This window comes from Bacillus sp. WP8 (genome assembly GCF_000800825.1).
GTDB lineage: Bacteria > Bacillota > Bacilli > Bacillales > Bacillaceae > Bacillus > Bacillus safensis.
Genome location: NZ_CP010075.1, coordinates 2685830 through 2700617, shown reverse-complemented (window position 1 = coordinate 2700617; position 14788 = coordinate 2685830). Strand labels below are relative to the sequence as shown.

General features: G+C 40.3%; 16 protein-coding genes and 1 pseudogene. 12 read left to right on the top strand and 5 right to left on the bottom strand.

The genetic code is table 11. The annotated features are described in order from the left end of the window. Positions 1-91 precede the first annotated feature (91 nt). Together metK and asnB are read left to right on the top strand one after the other, a co-directional pair. Positions 92-1294, top strand: a complete 1203-nt coding sequence (gene metK, locus QR42_RS13565) for a methionine adenosyltransferase (RefSeq protein ID WP_039180847.1) — start codon at positions 92-94, stop codon at positions 1292-1294. Between the two features lie 148 nt (positions 1295-1442). Next, positions 1443-3341, top strand: coding sequence for an asparagine synthase (glutamine-hydrolyzing) (gene asnB, locus QR42_RS13560; RefSeq protein WP_039180844.1), 1899 nt, complete (start codon positions 1443-1445; stop codon positions 3339-3341). Positions 3342-3483: 142 nt separating this feature from the next. Here asnB and QR42_RS13555 read toward each other — a convergent pair whose 3' ends face one another. After that, positions 3484-3999, bottom strand: a complete 516-nt coding sequence (locus tag QR42_RS13555; protein ID WP_039180843.1) for a gamma carbonic anhydrase — start codon at positions 3997-3999, stop codon at positions 3484-3486. Between the two features lie 45 nt (positions 4000-4044). Here QR42_RS13555 and QR42_RS13550 point away from each other — a divergent pair, with 45 nt between their 5' ends. Together QR42_RS13550 and QR42_RS13545 are read left to right on the top strand one after the other, a co-directional pair. Further along, a complete protein-coding gene (locus QR42_RS13550) occupies positions 4045-4824 on the top strand; it encodes an alpha/beta hydrolase (protein WP_024424906.1) in 780 nt (259 codons plus the stop codon). Between the two features lie 30 nt (positions 4825-4854). Beyond that, a complete protein-coding gene (locus QR42_RS13545; protein ID WP_039180839.1) occupies positions 4855-5934 on the top strand; it encodes a tetraprenyl-beta-curcumene synthase family protein in 1080 nt (359 codons plus the stop codon). Positions 5935-6052: 118 nt separating this feature from the next. On the opposite strand, the gene QR42_RS13540 is transcribed toward QR42_RS13545, so the two are convergent. Both QR42_RS13540 and QR42_RS13535 read right to left on the bottom strand, forming a co-directional pair. Then, positions 6053-6619, bottom strand: a complete 567-nt coding sequence (locus tag QR42_RS13540; RefSeq protein WP_039180837.1) for a tRNA 5-(aminomethyl)-2-thiouridylate-methyltransferase MnmM — start codon at positions 6617-6619, stop codon at positions 6053-6055. Beyond that, a complete protein-coding gene (locus QR42_RS13535) occupies positions 6616-7581 on the bottom strand; it encodes a tRNA modification radical SAM protein MnmL/YtqA (protein WP_017358356.1) in 966 nt (321 codons plus the stop codon). Before QR42_RS13535 ends, QR42_RS13540 begins: the two co-directional genes overlap by 4 nt. A gap of 152 nt (positions 7582-7733) precedes the next feature. On the opposite strand from QR42_RS13535, the gene QR42_RS13530 reads away from it, so the two are divergent. Both QR42_RS13530 and QR42_RS13525 read left to right on the top strand, forming a co-directional pair. Continuing rightward, on the top strand, positions 7734-8009 hold the full coding sequence (locus tag QR42_RS13530) for a YtzC family protein (RefSeq protein WP_039180834.1): 276 nt from the start codon (positions 7734-7736) through the stop codon (positions 8007-8009). Between the two features lie 152 nt (positions 8010-8161). Further along, positions 8162-8494 carry a hypothetical protein gene (locus QR42_RS13525; protein WP_039183270.1) on the top strand — a complete coding sequence of 111 codons (333 nt, stop codon included), beginning with the start codon at positions 8162-8164 and terminating at the stop codon, positions 8492-8494. Here QR42_RS13525 and QR42_RS19125 read toward each other — a convergent pair. Next, positions 8491-9357: pseudogene (locus QR42_RS19125) on the bottom strand (IS1595 family transposase). The gene QR42_RS13525 and the pseudogene QR42_RS19125 overlap by 4 nt on opposite strands. Before the next feature lie 193 nt (positions 9358-9550). On the opposite strand from QR42_RS19125, the gene QR42_RS13505 reads away from it, so the two are divergent. The 6 genes from QR42_RS13505 to QR42_RS13480 are packed head-to-tail and all read left to right on the top strand — an operon-like array spanning position 9551 to position 14011. Beyond that, entirely contained in the window at positions 9551-9730 is a 180-nt protein-coding gene (locus QR42_RS13505; RefSeq protein ID WP_039180825.1) for a hypothetical protein, read from the top strand. A 17-nt stretch (positions 9731-9747) separates the two neighbouring features. Further along, complete coding sequence (locus QR42_RS13500) at positions 9748-10140, top strand: GntR family transcriptional regulator (RefSeq protein ID WP_019743690.1); 393 nt, start codon at positions 9748-9750, stop codon at positions 10138-10140. Next, complete coding sequence (locus tag QR42_RS13495) at positions 10133-11011, top strand: ATP-binding cassette domain-containing protein (protein ID WP_039180822.1); 879 nt, start codon at positions 10133-10135, stop codon at positions 11009-11011. The genes QR42_RS13500 and QR42_RS13495 overlap by 8 nt, the downstream gene beginning before the upstream one ends. Then, positions 11005-11991, top strand: a complete 987-nt coding sequence (locus QR42_RS13490) for an ABC-2 transporter permease (RefSeq protein WP_039180819.1) — start codon at positions 11005-11007, stop codon at positions 11989-11991. The genes QR42_RS13495 and QR42_RS13490 overlap by 7 nt, the downstream gene beginning before the upstream one ends. A gap of 21 nt (positions 11992-12012) precedes the next feature. Continuing rightward, positions 12013-12711 (top strand): ABC transporter ATP-binding protein, encoded by a 699-nt coding sequence (locus QR42_RS13485; RefSeq protein ID WP_039180816.1) that lies wholly within the window; start codon positions 12013-12015, stop codon positions 12709-12711. Further along, positions 12701-14011 carry an ABC transporter permease gene (locus QR42_RS13480; protein ID WP_039180812.1) on the top strand — a complete coding sequence of 437 codons (1311 nt, stop codon included), beginning with the start codon at positions 12701-12703 and terminating at the stop codon, positions 14009-14011. Before QR42_RS13485 ends, QR42_RS13480 begins: the two co-directional genes overlap by 11 nt. 65 nt (positions 14012-14076) lie before the next feature. Here QR42_RS13480 and QR42_RS13475 read toward each other — a convergent pair whose 3' ends face one another. Next, on the bottom strand, positions 14077-14775 hold the full coding sequence (locus QR42_RS13475; protein WP_039180808.1) for a sunset domain-containing protein: 699 nt from the start codon (positions 14773-14775) through the stop codon (positions 14077-14079). Positions 14776-14788 lie beyond the last annotated feature (13 nt).

Sequence of the window (14788 nt, the reverse complement as noted above, 5' to 3'; positions counted from 1 at the left end):
CGTTTTTAAATATAAGAGGGAACGAGTTCCGTATCATATTGGAGGCCTCATCTTGGGATGATGTGGTCTTGTACAGGAGGAAATAGCCATTATGAGTCAAAATCGTCGTTTATTTACTTCAGAATCAGTGACAGAAGGACATCCGGATAAAATCTGTGATCAAATTTCAGACAGCATTTTGGATGAAATTTTAAAGAAAGATCCAAATGCACGTGTTGCCTGTGAAACTTCTGTTACAACCGGTCTCGTATTAGTAAGCGGTGAAATTACAACGTCTACTTATGTCGATATTCCAAAGACGGTGCGTGACACAATTAAGGAAATTGGCTACACACGTGCGAAATATGGTTTTGATGCGGAAACATGTGCGGTCCTTACATCAATTGATGAACAGTCTGCTGATATTGCGCAAGGTGTAGACAAAGCGCTTGAAGCACGTGAAGGAACAATGACTGAAGAAGAAATTGATGCGATTGGTGCAGGTGACCAAGGATTGATGTTTGGTTTTGCCAACAACGAAACCGAAGAGCTCATGCCGCTGCCGATTTCACTAGCGCATAAATTATCTCGCCGTTTAACAGAAGTACGCAAGAATGAGACACTTGCATACCTTCGTCCAGACGGAAAAACACAAGTCACAGTTGAATATGATGAGCAAAACAAACCAGTTCGTATTGACACAGTGGTTATTTCTACGCAGCATGCACCAGAAGTGACGCTTGAACAAATTCAAAGTGACTTAAAAGAGCATGTCATCAGCCCTGTCGTTCCAAGTGAACTGATTGATGAACAGACAAAATACTTTATTAACCCAACTGGCCGTTTCGTGATCGGTGGACCTCAAGGGGATGCTGGTTTAACTGGACGTAAAATCATCGTTGATACGTATGGCGGATATGCTCGTCATGGCGGCGGTGCTTTCTCAGGTAAGGATGCAACGAAGGTTGACCGTTCTGCGGCATATGCTGCTCGTTACGTAGCGAAAAACATCGTAGCTGCCGGTCTTGCAGATTCTTGTGAAGTACAGCTTGCTTATGCAATTGGTGTTGCACAGCCTGTATCGATTTCAATTGATACATTCGGAACAGGAAAAGCTTCTGAAGAAAAATTAATTGAAGTAGTTCGTGCAAACTTTGATCTTCGTCCAGCTGGCATTATTAAAATGCTTGACCTGCGCCGTCCGATCTACAAACAAACAGCTGCATACGGACATTTCGGCCGTCACGACTTAGATCTTCCGTGGGAAAAAACGGATAAAGCCGAAACACTTCGTAAAGAAGCATTGGGACAATAACAACATAGAAAACCGCTTATTTTAAGCGGTTTTCCTTTTGATTAAAAAAAAATCTGTAAAAAGCGAAAAAATGTGAAACAAAATCGGACAAAATACTGTCTAATTATAGGTCTACTTTTAAGAAATAACATAACGTGGAGGCAATAATATGTGTGGGTTTGTTGGTGTATTTAATCACCGTCCATTGTCCGAAACTACTGAACAGGAAGAGCTAATTAAACAAATGAATCGTCTCATCGTTCATCGCGGTCCGGATGATGAGGGTTACTTTCATGATGAGCATGTAGGATTTGGATTTAGACGTTTAAGTATTATAGATGTTGAGCACGGAAAGCAGCCGCTTTCTTATGAAGATGAAAAGTACTGGATTATTTTCAACGGAGAAATTTATAACTATGTGGAGCTGAAGGAAGAGCTTGTGAAAAAAGGCTATTCATTCAGCACAGATTCAGATACGGAAGTACTTCTTGCCACATACCGTCATTATAAAGAAGAAGCGGCTTCAAAGCTTCGCGGCATGTTTGCATTTTTAATTTGGGATAAAGAAGCGCAATTATTATATGGCGCAAGAGATCCTTTTGGCATCAAACCGCTTTATTTTACACAAATGGATGAGCAAGTGTACTTTGCCTCTGAACGCAAAAGCTTGATGGCAGTGAACGAGAACATTTTATTTGATGAGACATCCTTACAGCAATACATGTCATTCCAGTTCGTACCTGAGCCAAATACACTTGATCAAAAGGTGCACAAAGTAGAGCCTGGTCATCAGTTTACTTTACGCCCAGGACAGGAGATTGAATTTAAGACTTACTGGAAAGTTCAATTCAAGCCTGAACAAACACAAGAACAAAAGCTGATTGAAGAAGTCCGCGATGCAATCTATGATTCTGTGAAAATTCACATGAGAAGTGATGTTCCTGTTGGTTCATTCCTATCAGGTGGTATCGATTCTTCTTTCATCGTATCTGTCGCAAAGGAATTTCATCCTGAGTTGAAGACGTTTTCTGTTGGTTTCCAGCAGGATGGCTTTAGTGAAGTTGATGTGGCGAAGGAAACGGCTGATAAGCTGGGCTTACAAAACTTCAGCGCTGTGATTTCTCCTGAGGAATATATGAATGAGCTTCCGAAAATTGTTTGGCATTTAGATGATCCTTTAGCTGATCCGGCGGCGATTCCATTGTACTTCGTGGCAAAGGAAGCCAAGAAACAAGTGACGGTTGTTCTTTCTGGTGAGGGAGCAGACGAGCTGTTCGGTGGTTATAATATTTACCGTGAGCCGCTTTCTCTTAAACCATTTGAATCTGTTCCATCTATGCTGAAAAAGCTTCTTCTTCGTCTGGCGCGCTTAATGCCAGAAGGAATGAAAGGAAAAAGCTTTATCGTCCGCGGCTGTACACCATTAGAGGAGCGTTATATCGGTAATGCGAAAATCTTTGAAGAGCCAGTAAAGAAAAATCTCTTAAAGCAGTATGATCCGAACATTACATATCGTGATGTGACGAAGACATACTTCGAGGAAAGTGCAGGCTACAGTGATATTAACAAAATGCAATATGTTGATATTCATACGTGGATGCGCGGTGACATCTTATTGAAAGCAGATAAGATGACAATGGCGAATTCCCTTGAGCTTCGTGTTCCATTCCTTGATAAGGTCGTTTTTGAAGCGGCTTCTAAAATTCCAGAAGAGCTGAAAACAAAAGATGGCACAACGAAATATTTATTGCGTAAAGCAGCAGAAGGCATTGTGCCTGACCATGTGTTAAACCGCAAGAAGCTGGGCTTCCCTGTTCCAATTCGTCATTGGCTGAAAAATGAGATGAACGCTTGGGCGAAAGACATCATTAAAAACAGTCAAACGGACGAATATATTAACAAAGCATATGTGCTTGATTTATTAAATGAACATTGTGCTGGTAAGGCAGATCATAGCCGTAAGATTTGGACCGTTCTGATCTTTATGATTTGGCACAGCATTTATGTGGAGCGCAGTATTGATCCAGAGCAATTGAATCATCAACCAAAAGAAGTCATCTTCAGTTAATGAAAAAAGGTTTTCAGCTTTTTGCTGAAAACCTTTTTTGTCATGATAGAAAGCGGTGGAAAAGGGTAAAATAACAAGCGGTTCATAGTTATTGCTTAATATCCTGAAAAAAACATGATAAAGTGAAGATACACGTATGATGTTAACGAGATAAAAGGGAACGATAGTATTGTCCTTTTTCTACATATTCTCTGCGGATTCGGTCCATGTCTTGAATATCTTCATCTGTTAAGAGCCGAACGACTTTGGCTGGACGGCCAAAAGCGAGTGATCCTTTTGGGATGACCTTTCCTTGAGGGACAAGACTTCCTGCACCGATAAAGGCGCCTTCGCCGATCTCCGCACCATCGAGAATGATGGACCCCATGCCAATGAGGGCATTTTTTCGAATGATTGAGCTATGTAATGTGACTTGGTGTCCAATGGTAGCACCATCTTCAATAAGAAGTGTTTTTCCAGGACTTTGATGCAGGCACGATAAATCTTGAATGTTGACGTTCTTTCCAATTCTCACAGGTGCGACATCGCCTCTGATGACAGTTTGGAACCACACGCTCGAATATTCTCCAATTGAGACATCACCGGTAATGGTGGCGTTATCTGCGACAAAGACCGATTCATGAATCTCAGGTGTAAACTGATGATATGGATAAATCACTTTTTCGACTTCCTTTCTTAATACAACATTTGTGAGGTGTTTACTTTGTGGACTTGGCATGCTGAAAGACCAGTTGGTACAATTGTGATAGTACATGGTGCGAGTGAATATCACGGCCGATATAAATGGTTAATTGAAATGTGGCGGAATGCAGGATATCACGTCGTCATGGGTGACTTGCCTGGGCAAGGCACATCGACACGTGCGCGAGGCCACATTCGTTCGTTTCAAGAATACATTGATACAGTCGATGAATGGATCGAACATGCGAAATCATTCAGGCTTCCTACATTTTTACTTGGACACAGTATGGGTGGACTCATTTCAATTGAGTGGATGAAGCAGTATACCCATACGAAGTTGAATGGCCTTATTTTATCATCACCTTGTTTAGGTCTGCAATTTAAACCGAAGAAGCTGATGGATTTTGCGTCAAAAGGTCTAAATGTGCTGGCACCGTCTTTTAAAGTGGAGTCAGGGCTGTCGATTGAACTAGCGACACGAAATCAGGCGGTCATTGAGGCAGACTCAAATGATTCTCTTTACGTGACAAAGGTGTCGGTTCGCTGGTATCGAGAGCTGATCAAAAATATCGATGCGGCGATGCAGCCGACGAATGTCTTTAAATCGATCCCGCTCCTTTTAATGCAGGCTGGCGATGATAAGATCGTCGATAAAACAAGGGTGATCAAATGGTTCAATGGCATAGAATCAACCAATAAATCATACCGTGAATGGGAAGAGCTGTATCACGAAATTTTTAATGAACCGGAAAGAGAAGATGTATTTAAGGCGGCAAGAGCCTTTACCGATCAATATATTTGATTGCGAGCTTTAAGTTGGGGGTGGAGTGATTTGTCAGTACCAGAGCGTCCTTTTGCACTGATGACAAAGGTGTATAAAGATATTTTTCCGCTTGTTCATCAGGAGCTGAAAAAGTGGCGGGCTCATGCAGAAATGATTGAAAATGAAGAACTGAGAACGCAGGCACTAGCGAGCATATCTAGTAAAACGTTTCACTGTGAAGGCGGAGGTATTTTATCACTTCTAGCAGGTGAAGAGAAAGAAACGTGTATTGAATTCATCGTGGCATATCAAACCATCAGTGATTACTTAGATAACCTATGTGACCGCAGCACGTCGCTTGATCCAAAGGATTTTCATATGCTGCATCAAGCGATGAGAGATGCGCTTGATATTCATGCTGAGCTCAAGCCATATTATCAATTCCGTGAGGATCAAGAGGATCATGGATACTTACATGCGCTTGTCCGCACATGTCAAGACGTGCTTACGCGCGTTGAGCATTATCCAATCATTCAGCCATATTTACATACGCTGTGTGATTACTATAGTGATCTGCAAGTACATAAGCACGTTGTTCCTCATGAGCGAGTGCCAAGGCTAGAGTCGTGGTTCCGCCAATATGAAAAGGATTTGCCGAAGATGGAATGGTATGAGTTTTCAGCTTGTGCGGGATCGACGTTAGGGATATTCTGTCTTGTGGCGTATGCGCTGCAGCCTGATTTTACAGAAAAGCAGGCGAAGCAAATTTACGAAAGCTATTTCCCTTATATTCAAGGTCTGCACATATTACTCGATTATTTAATTGATCAAGAAGAGGACCGGCTTGGGGGAGATCTGAACTTTTGCTCATACTACGATTCTCATCATGAGATGATGGATAGACTACAGCATTTTATCGAAAAAGCGGATGAGCAGCTGAAAGGCATTCCGCATGAGAACTTTCACAAATTGATTAACAGAGGATTACTGGCGGTCTATTTGTCCGATGAAAAAGTGACAGCCCAAAAAGAGATGAACAAGCTGGCAAAAAGGCTGATCAAATCAAGCGGGAAAACATCGTTCTTTTTCTATATTAACGGAAGAGCCTATCGGACCTATCAGAAAATGCCTTGGATGAAATCATCATAAAAAAGCTCAAATCCATTAGATTTGAGCTTCAGCGTGTAGACAAACCATCGCGTTCGGTGTCAGGTCTGCAAAGGTTTTCTATCATGTTGAAAAGAAAAAAGCTAAAATGCACATCATTTTAGCTTTTTTCAATGGCGACCACAAAAGGCGGGTCGTTTTGAATATTCATGTATTGATATGATAAAACTTGTACTTCTTCATGAGACAGTGATCTGCAATAGTCGAGAAGCACTTCTTTTTCTCTTTTACCTTCGGGATGTCCATGGTAGATCACAAGGACGATCAGTCCTCCGGGTTTGAGCCATTCGAGGAGTTGTTTAATCGCTTCAATGGTTGTATGCGCCTGAGTGGTAACGGCTTTATCGCCTCCGGGCAGATACCCAAGGTTAAACACTGCACCAGATATATGTCCATAAACATCCTTCGGCAGATGATCCGCCAGTTTTTCATGTCCATCATGGATCAGGTGAACGTAAGGATATTGATCGCCAAGCCTTTTGCTTGTCTGCTGCAAGGCTTCCTCTTGCACGTCGAATGCAAACACTTGACCATCAGTTCCTACAAGGTCAGCTAAATAGAGTGTATCGTGGCCGTTTCCCATTGTTGCATCTATGACGATGTCGCCTTTTTGACACGCGCGTTCTAACAGCTCTTTACTAAAAGGAAGCATGCGTTTCAAAATCATTTTGCTGCTTCTTCCAATCTGACGAAACGTTTCCCTTGGTAGCTGTTACGTCTTTCAAGCTCAGCATTAATGGCATTTAGTACTTCCCACTTATTTACACTCCACATTGGACCAACCATTAATTCAATTGGGCCGTCTCCTGTAATACGATGAATAATCATTTCTGGCGGAAGAATCTCCAGCTGATCACAAACAAGCTGAACATATTCCTCCTGGCTTAAAAACTCAAGCTTTCCTTTTTCATATTGCTTGACCATTGGGGTCCCTTTTAAAAGGTGAAGCAAATGAATTTTAATTCCTTGCACATCTAAATCCGCAACAGCTTTTGCTGTTTCCATCATCATGTCCCGGTTTTCAAGAGGCAATCCGTTGATAATATGCGAGCAGACACGAATTCCGTGTTTTCTCAGCTTTTCTACACCTTCAACGTAGCATTCATAATCATGAGCACGGTTAATGAGCATCGCTGTCCGTTCGTGTACCGTTTGAAGACCGAGCTCTACCCATAGGTAAGTGCGTTCGTTTAATTCGGCTAAATACTCCACTACGTCATCCGGCAGACAGTCAGGTCTTGTTGCAATGGATAGACCTACGACACCATCCAGGTTCATGACGGTTTCATATTTTTCTTTTAGGACAGGAAGCGGCGCGTGTGTGTTTGTATACGCCTGAAAATACGCCATGTATTTTCCGTCTTTCCATTTTGTATGCATCCGGTCTTTGATCTCATTAAATTGAGTGATGAGATCATCAGCCCGGTTTCCTGCAAAATCACCAGAACCAGCGGCACTGCAAAATGTACAGCCGCCGTGGGCTACGGTACCATCACGGTTTGGGCAGTCAAAGCCGCCGTCTAAGGCTACTTTAAATACTTTATGACCAAAATGTTCACGCAAATGGTAGTTCCATGTGTGATAACGTTTTTCGCTGTTTGAATATAAAAAAGGGTTATGCTGATCCAAGTCAGTAACCTCCTTGCGTAATAATAGGCATCCTTAAAGTTTAACAAAAATCACGAAGGAGGACAATTGAATCTGTCCAACATTTTCTTTAGTGAAAAAGCTTTACATGGGCAAAATAGGCGGGAGCGATGATGAAATGGAGGGAATGTAAGATGGCAACAAGGCAGTCGATCGATGAATTTATCCAAAAAAGTACTGAAACCCTTGAGTTTGCAAGTGAGCAATTTGATTTGAGCTCACGACAGGAACATTATAATGAGGAAGAATTTTCTAAAGCACAGCTCATGCTTGAGAATACGGTCAACGAATTAGAAAAATTAAAAGATGTCGCCAATGACCAGCAAAGAGAACGGTTAGACAGGGCGCGTGTTCAAATTCAGAGCTTGCAAAACCAAATGATATTAGGAATTTCTTACGATAATGTTTGATGAACAGATCCTTCTTAAAGGGTCTGTTTTATTTTTTGGATGTTTTCGCAAAGATTGTTGTTTTTGGATATATATTTGTAATTGGTTTTTATTCTGTTAAAATATGTTATATAAAGAAATTGCAAATATCTTTAATCAAGGGGGTAGAAAAAATGTTGGAGACCCTTCCTAATTGGTTTTGGGCATTATATTACTTGTTTTTCTTAGCAACATTTGGAACTGCAATATTCAGTGTTGTGAAAAATAAACATAGGGGATTGTCCATTCTAACCATTGTATTTACTGTTACAATTCCGATTATTAGCCTGATAAATAGCATTGGTAGAGTAGAAGGAATGAATGAATTTGAACACTTATTTAGTCAATTGCAACAGGGGGCAGTTTGGTCTATCTATACAGTTATAGGCTATATATTTTTATTAGTATGGTGGGTGCTAATCCTGTTCAAAAGCAAGTCCAAAAACCAAGTAATAGTATCTAATTAAAACCTTGTAGAGACCTTAATATTGGGGTCTTTTATTATTGCACTTCTCAACATCTCAACTGTACTATAATTAGATTTTTGACACGCTAAAACAAGCCTTTGCTCTACTCGTTTTTCAAATGCTAAATTCTTTTCCTTATCAAGCCATCGGAACCAGTAGAGGTAGTTGTCCAAATATTTTGTTGCAACTCCTTGAGAACGCTCCATCCACTTTTACAGGCGATTATGAAAAATTATTAACGTGTTAAATGTGGTAAATCCACTTCTTTACACGCTGTTTTTGACGCTCATTGACTGTTCATGTTGTAATCCTGTTATCTTTGCGAACTTTTTATAATTTGTTGCTGTTTCAGTGCATAGCAAAGCAGAAGGGTGAATATACTCACCCTTCTGATTTAACACGACCTGTTCCTGCCTTACGAGCAATTACACTTCCATTACGGTCTTGTGCTACGACAACAGCAATTTTAAGGTTAGAATTACCTCTCTTTTCGTCATTTTCTCCACGCTTTTTGGCTTTTCTATGGGTGATTTCTCGCCCCTTCATAGACTCACGAAAGAAAGTTTCATCACTTTCAACGATACCTTATAGTTGATTAAATCCGAAACTGCCTGATGCGTTCAAGATTTTATGTCTCCAATAAAATGCGGTGGAAATTTGTATTTTAAGGCGTTCAGCAATTTTGGGTAGAGTATAACCCTCAACCATAAACCAGAAGCAAATCTGGCTTCACGAATGCTTTTAAATAGTTTCGTCATTTTATCTGGTTCGTCTGGAAACAAGTCTTGTTTCATTACGTTAAACAAGGCTAATTGCTCTGATTTGGTTAAATTGCTGAACTCTTCATAAACATTTTCCCACATACTTAAACGCCTCCCGAATGCCCACTGTAACAACCTTTTAACAGTATAATCAAGAAAGCAACAATCTTTACGAAAACAGCCTATTTTTTTCTAGAGTCTCTTGACTTTTCAATTAAGTGTCTATATTGTATTAAGTGTACTACATCAACTAATACACTACAGACACTTAAAAAGTGAAGAAAGGTGTTCAACCATGAAAAAAGAAAAAAAGCCAATCAATTTGAAGTGGATGGTGCTGGCTGTTGCGTTAGCATGTACATTTTTTTTCGTTCTCGTTTTCATTGGTTTTGAAGTTCAAAAAGATTTGATACCCAATTCGGTCCCTTTAATGCAAGGACATGAACAAGCGATAGGACTGCAAAAGCATGAATGAGGAAAGAGGGAGCCATCATGATCCAAATAGATCCAAGAAGCGCTGCACCAATATATGAACAAATCATTGAGCAGCTCAAAATTTTATGTTTAAAAGGCGTGATGAAACCAGGTGACAAACTGCCCTCTGTCAGAGAGCTCGCCACCATTATTATTGCCAACCCAAACACCGTCAGCAAAGCGTATAAAGAACTTGAACGGGAAGGGATTATTGAAACGCTAAGAGGCCGTGGTACGTATGTAACAGAAGGTGCTCAGTTAAAGCTGAATGAAGGGAAGGTGCTCGAGATGAAAGAACAGTTAAGACAACTCATCATAGAAGCTCATTATGCCGGTATTGATATTCATCAACTGAAGGAATGGCTAGAAGAGATCGGCTCAAGTCTTAAAGGAGGAAAACAAGTTGATTGAGGTCAGAAATGTATCAAAAACTTTAAATGGACGCCAAGTCCTCAGTGACGTTTCCTTCAAAATAGGAAAAGGTGAGATCTTCGGTCTGTTAGGGCGGAATGGCTCTGGAAAAACAACGCTTCTCCGATTGATACAGCAAATTCTTCTTCCGGATGAAGGAGAGATTTATTTCAAAGACGTGCTGGTGAAAGACCACCCGCTAGTCAAGCAAAATATTGTATATATGCCGGTCGTAAATCCTTACTTTGACAGGTACAATTATGGACAGCTTGTAAAGCTTTTAAAACAACTGTATCCAAAGTTTGACGTGACATATGCCAATGAGCTTGTGAACCGGTATGAGATCCCGGAAAAAGTGAAATATCGTGAATTGTCGACAGGATTAAAGAAACAGCTGTCGCTCATTTTAAGCTTTGCGATCAAACCAGCGGTCATTTTATTGGATGAGCCGACTGATGGAATCGACGCTGTTACAAGAAATGATGTGCTTCAGCTCATGATCGACGAAGTGGCAGAACGTGAAACATCGATTCTCATTACATCTCACCGTTTAGAAGACATTGAGCGTATGTGTAATCGAATCGGATTTTTAGAAGGAAATGAACTCACAAGTGTCATGGATTTAGATGAATTAAAGGATGACTATGTCAAAATCCAAATGGCCTTTGAAGAAGATATGAACTTAAGTATTCGTAAAAATGGCGTTGCGATTTTGGATCAAGCGGGCGTTTTTTATACAGCGCTTGTTCTTAAAACCGACGTGGAGGCTAAAGAGTACTTGAAGTCACTAAAGCCAAAAGTATGGCATGAACTGCCTGTGAATTTAGAAGAAGTATTCATTGCAAAGTTTGGAGGGAAACGCAGATGGTAAAGCGGCAATTATTATATAAGGAGTGGAAGCAGTCTGAGCTGACATTCATTTTAGTGATGCTCGTTGCTACGCTTGCGACACCCTTCGCATTCTTAATGGAATATTCTTCTTTTCAAACGTGTCTAAACGATACAGAGTGTATTGTCGATTCACCGCGTTTTTCATATTTCTTTAATACAGATGCTTTCCTCTCCCTTTCTTGGTTAATGGGGCTCTTCTTTGCTGTCATTCAGCTGGGATTTGAGAGAAATAAAGGGCATATGGACTTTACCTTATCTTTACCGTTTAGCAGAAGTGCAATTTATCACACAAAGTTTTTCTTAGGTGCTGGAATCATTGCAGTCGTTCATGCTGTTTCTTTTATTCTTACCTATTTACTTATTTTAGGACTTAATCCGTTGGAAACATCTGGTTTTCATAACGGTTATGTCCTTTCGCTTGTAACCTCCTTGATGTTTTATAGTTTATTTTTTGCAGCGGGTACTTTAACTGGAAGTTCCATTTCACAAGCAATTGTTGGGTTCAGCACAGCTACTTTACCCTTTTTAGTGATCGGATTACCGCTTCTTCATTTAGATATTATCATCAAGACAAGTGGTAGTTGGGTAGATAAGAGCTTCACGTATTTATTAGTGCCTATGTCTCCAATTACTTATATTACAACGCACCCTTTCCAACCCGATTATCCTTATTGGTTCACGGGTGAAGAATTCATTATACCTATTGTCATGATGGTTCTGTTCTATCTAATTGGCTTAATTAGCTTTATAAAACATCCAATTGAAAGAAATGGCCGCTTCTTCCTTTACTCAAATATGGATAGACCGATTCAGATTATGGTCATTGTCTTCGGTGTTCTAGGGTTTGGGTGGTTTGGATTTGCATCAGATAATTCCATATTTGGTTATATTGCTGGCATGCTCATCGGTGGAGCTGTGGGCGCACTAACGAGTTATTTCTTAATCTATCGAAAAAGATAAACAGAGAGCAGGGGAGTAGAGATGATTCAGATTCAAGCATTAGATCATGTATTTAAAATTGGTAAAAAAGGCAGGGAAAATGAAATTCCTGTACTAAAAGGGATTGACCTGTCCATTAAAAGAGGCGATATTGCTTGTATTGTTGGACGAAGTGGTTCAGGAAAATCAACTTTGTTGAACTTAATATCAGGTTATATTACGCCAACGAGTGGACAAATTACCATTGATGGCACTAATGTGACTGGCTTTAATGAAAAAGAATGGGCAGACTTTCGCTTAGATCACTTTGGCTTTATCTTTCAAAGCTTTCAGTTGATCGGGAGCTTAACAACGTATGAGAACGTTGAACTTCCGCTCACTTTAAAAGGTGTGAAGCCGTCTGAACGAAAAGAGAAAGTAAAAGAAATGCTGAAACGAGTAGGTCTTGAACATCACGCAGGACATTACCCAAATGAGCTGTCAGGCGGACAGCAGCAGCGTGTGAGTATTGCAAGAGCCTTGATTTTAAATCCATCTATTATTTTAGCGGATGAACCAACAGGGAGTCTCGATTCAGAAACTGAAGGAGAAATTCTAGCCTTTATCCAGCAGCTCAATCGTGAAAAAGGAATTACATTTGTCATCATTACACATGACGATGAAGTCGCTTCAATCGCAGACACAACGTTCCAGCTTCACGATGGTGTATTAAAGAAAGGGGAACAATCCATTGAAATTTAGAGATCAGGTCAAATTCATAAGAAGAAACATGAAGAAAAATAGATTGCGTGTGTTTATGACCATTCTTGCGACGACAATGGCATGCTCTTTCTTAATCGTTTTAGCGTCTGTCGGTTTTGGTTTGCAAAAATCAGCTCAAGATGAAATCATGAAGCAGCAAATCATCACAGAAATTAAAGTGTTAGGAAAAGAAAAAGGAGACGTCAAGATTGATGATTTAAAGAAATATGATCATGTAAAATCTGTTGTCTCAAGAACATCGATCATTCCATCGGTTAACGTCGAGCTCGATAACCGTTCAAGTGAAACGCAGGCTGCTTTGACCGATATGAAAGAAGAAAAAGAAGCAGGGCTTGAACTAGACCGAGGAAAAGTCCCAACGTCAGCGAACGAAATTGTGGTTGGGTATCATATGGCGCAGCAACTGTGGACAAAAAAAGAACGCGAAGCCTATGAAAAAGAATTAAATCAGACGTCAAATGGTGAAGAAACACCGAAGGAGCCTAAAGGCTACACGAAGGATATTTTAAATAAAGTGATTCAAATCAAAGTGCCAAAACTAAATGAAGAAAATGAAGTCGTCAAAGAAAAAACATTTGATTTCCGTGTAGTAGGTGTTTTGAAAAAGCCGAATTTGGAGTGGCAGGAGGATCATAAAATTCTGATTCCGAATGCTTATGAAAAAGAATTTGGCCAAATACTCGACCTGTCTCCTGAAGCAGGAAATGTCGAGAAAATGACCTCTGTTTATGCAGATAAATTCGACAATGTCGGTGCACTCACGGATAAACTAACAGATGAAGGCTACCAAGTCATCTCTGTGACGAATCAGCTAGAAGGAATGGCTATGTTCTTTACAGTCTTCAAAATTGGACTTATTTTTGTCGGATGTATTGCAGTCATTATTTCTGCCATCGGTATTTTCAATACGATGACCATGGCGGTAACAGAGCGAACACAAGAGATTGGGATTATGAAAGCCATTGGCGCGAATCCATCCATTATCAAGCGAATGTTCTTAATGGAAAGTGCTTATATTGGAGTCATCGGATCAATCATCGGTATTATCATCTCATATTTGATTAGTTTCGCCGTTAATTTAATCATCCCAGCCATTTTGTCGTCCATGTCTGAGGGAGGATCAAGCGATCAATTCTCGATTACTTTTTCCTATATTCCGCTTAGCCTTGTGATTACAGCAACAGTGATCAGCGCAGGGGTAGCGATCATCTCAGGGCTGAACCCGGCACGTAAGGCAACAAAAACGAATGTATTATCAGCTTTAAGAAGAGAAATTTAAAAAAGAACCTCCTGAAAACCCGATTGGGCGCTCAGGAGGTTCTTTTTAATCTTAATTAAACATCGCTATTGCTTAGGTGCCCTGTATCCGGCACGCTCAGCCTCTTCTACGGAGCAGAACATTTTGGTTACATTCTTTGTTCTAGAGTAGTATCTGCTGCTTGGTGTGTGATAAATACCGTTGACACTCCCTTTAATGTTACAGGCAGCTGATTCTTTTTTTGTTTCCTTTTGTGATTCATGACCGCCTGTGCTTTTTCCTTCATCTTTAGGAGCAGATCGCTGGACGGTGGAAGATTTCGTATCGCTGCTACTATTCTTGTTTTCTTGTTTAAGTGTTTCATTGCTGGAGGTAAGCTTGTCTATTTTCTCTTCAAGCGATTGAATGGTCTTTTCTTGCTGTTTGACCGTTTCTTTTTCTGAGGTGATCGTTTCTAGCTTTTTTTCCAGCTTTTCTTTTTCCTTCTCCGCGTCTTCTAAAGAGGAGGTAAGCGACTCTTTATCAGCTTTTAAGCTCGAAATGTCAGCTGAGAGCTCCTTTTGATCCTTTAAAAGCTGTTCGGAAGATGGATCGGCTTGTGCTTTTGGTGAATTTGCAGCAGCAAGCGGTAATGACATAATGGAAAAGAAGAGACCAATGATCAAAAAAGGATAGAATAGTTTCTTTGAAAAAATCAGCTCGTTCTTGCGTTTGAGTAAGAAGAAATTGACGGCATATCCGATGGCAAAACAGACACATAAAAGACCTATGATGAGTAACAACATATCTAACAGCCCC

What these genes read in the sequence shown, in the direction of transcription:
- metK (WP_039180847.1), top strand. Translation starts at nt 92, where the DNA reads ATGAGTCAAAATCGTCGTTTATTTACTTCAGAATCAGTGACAGAAGGA.
- asnB (WP_039180844.1), top strand. Translation starts at nt 1,443, where the DNA reads ATGTGTGGGTTTGTTGGTGTATTTAATCACCGTCCATTGTCCGAAACT.
- QR42_RS13540 (WP_039180837.1), bottom strand. Translation starts at nt 6,619, where the DNA reads ATGATTTTGAAACGCATGCTTCCTTTTAGTAAAGAGCTGTTAGAACGC.
- QR42_RS13530 (WP_039180834.1), top strand. Translation starts at nt 7,734, where the DNA reads ATGGCAACAAGGCAGTCGATCGATGAATTTATCCAAAAAAGTACTGAA.
- QR42_RS13525 (WP_039183270.1), top strand. Translation starts at nt 8,162, where the DNA reads ATGTTGGAGACCCTTCCTAATTGGTTTTGGGCATTATATTACTTGTTT.
- QR42_RS13505 (WP_039180825.1), top strand. Translation starts at nt 9,551, where the DNA reads ATGAAAAAAGAAAAAAAGCCAATCAATTTGAAGTGGATGGTGCTGGCT.
- QR42_RS13500 (WP_019743690.1), top strand. Translation starts at nt 9,748, where the DNA reads ATGATCCAAATAGATCCAAGAAGCGCTGCACCAATATATGAACAAATC.
- QR42_RS13490 (WP_039180819.1), top strand. Translation starts at nt 11,005, where the DNA reads ATGGTAAAGCGGCAATTATTATATAAGGAGTGGAAGCAGTCTGAGCTG.
- QR42_RS13485 (WP_039180816.1), top strand. Translation starts at nt 12,013, where the DNA reads ATGATTCAGATTCAAGCATTAGATCATGTATTTAAAATTGGTAAAAAA.
- QR42_RS13475 (WP_039180808.1), bottom strand. Translation starts at nt 14,775, where the DNA reads ATGTTGTTACTCATCATAGGTCTTTTATGTGTCTGTTTTGCCATCGGA.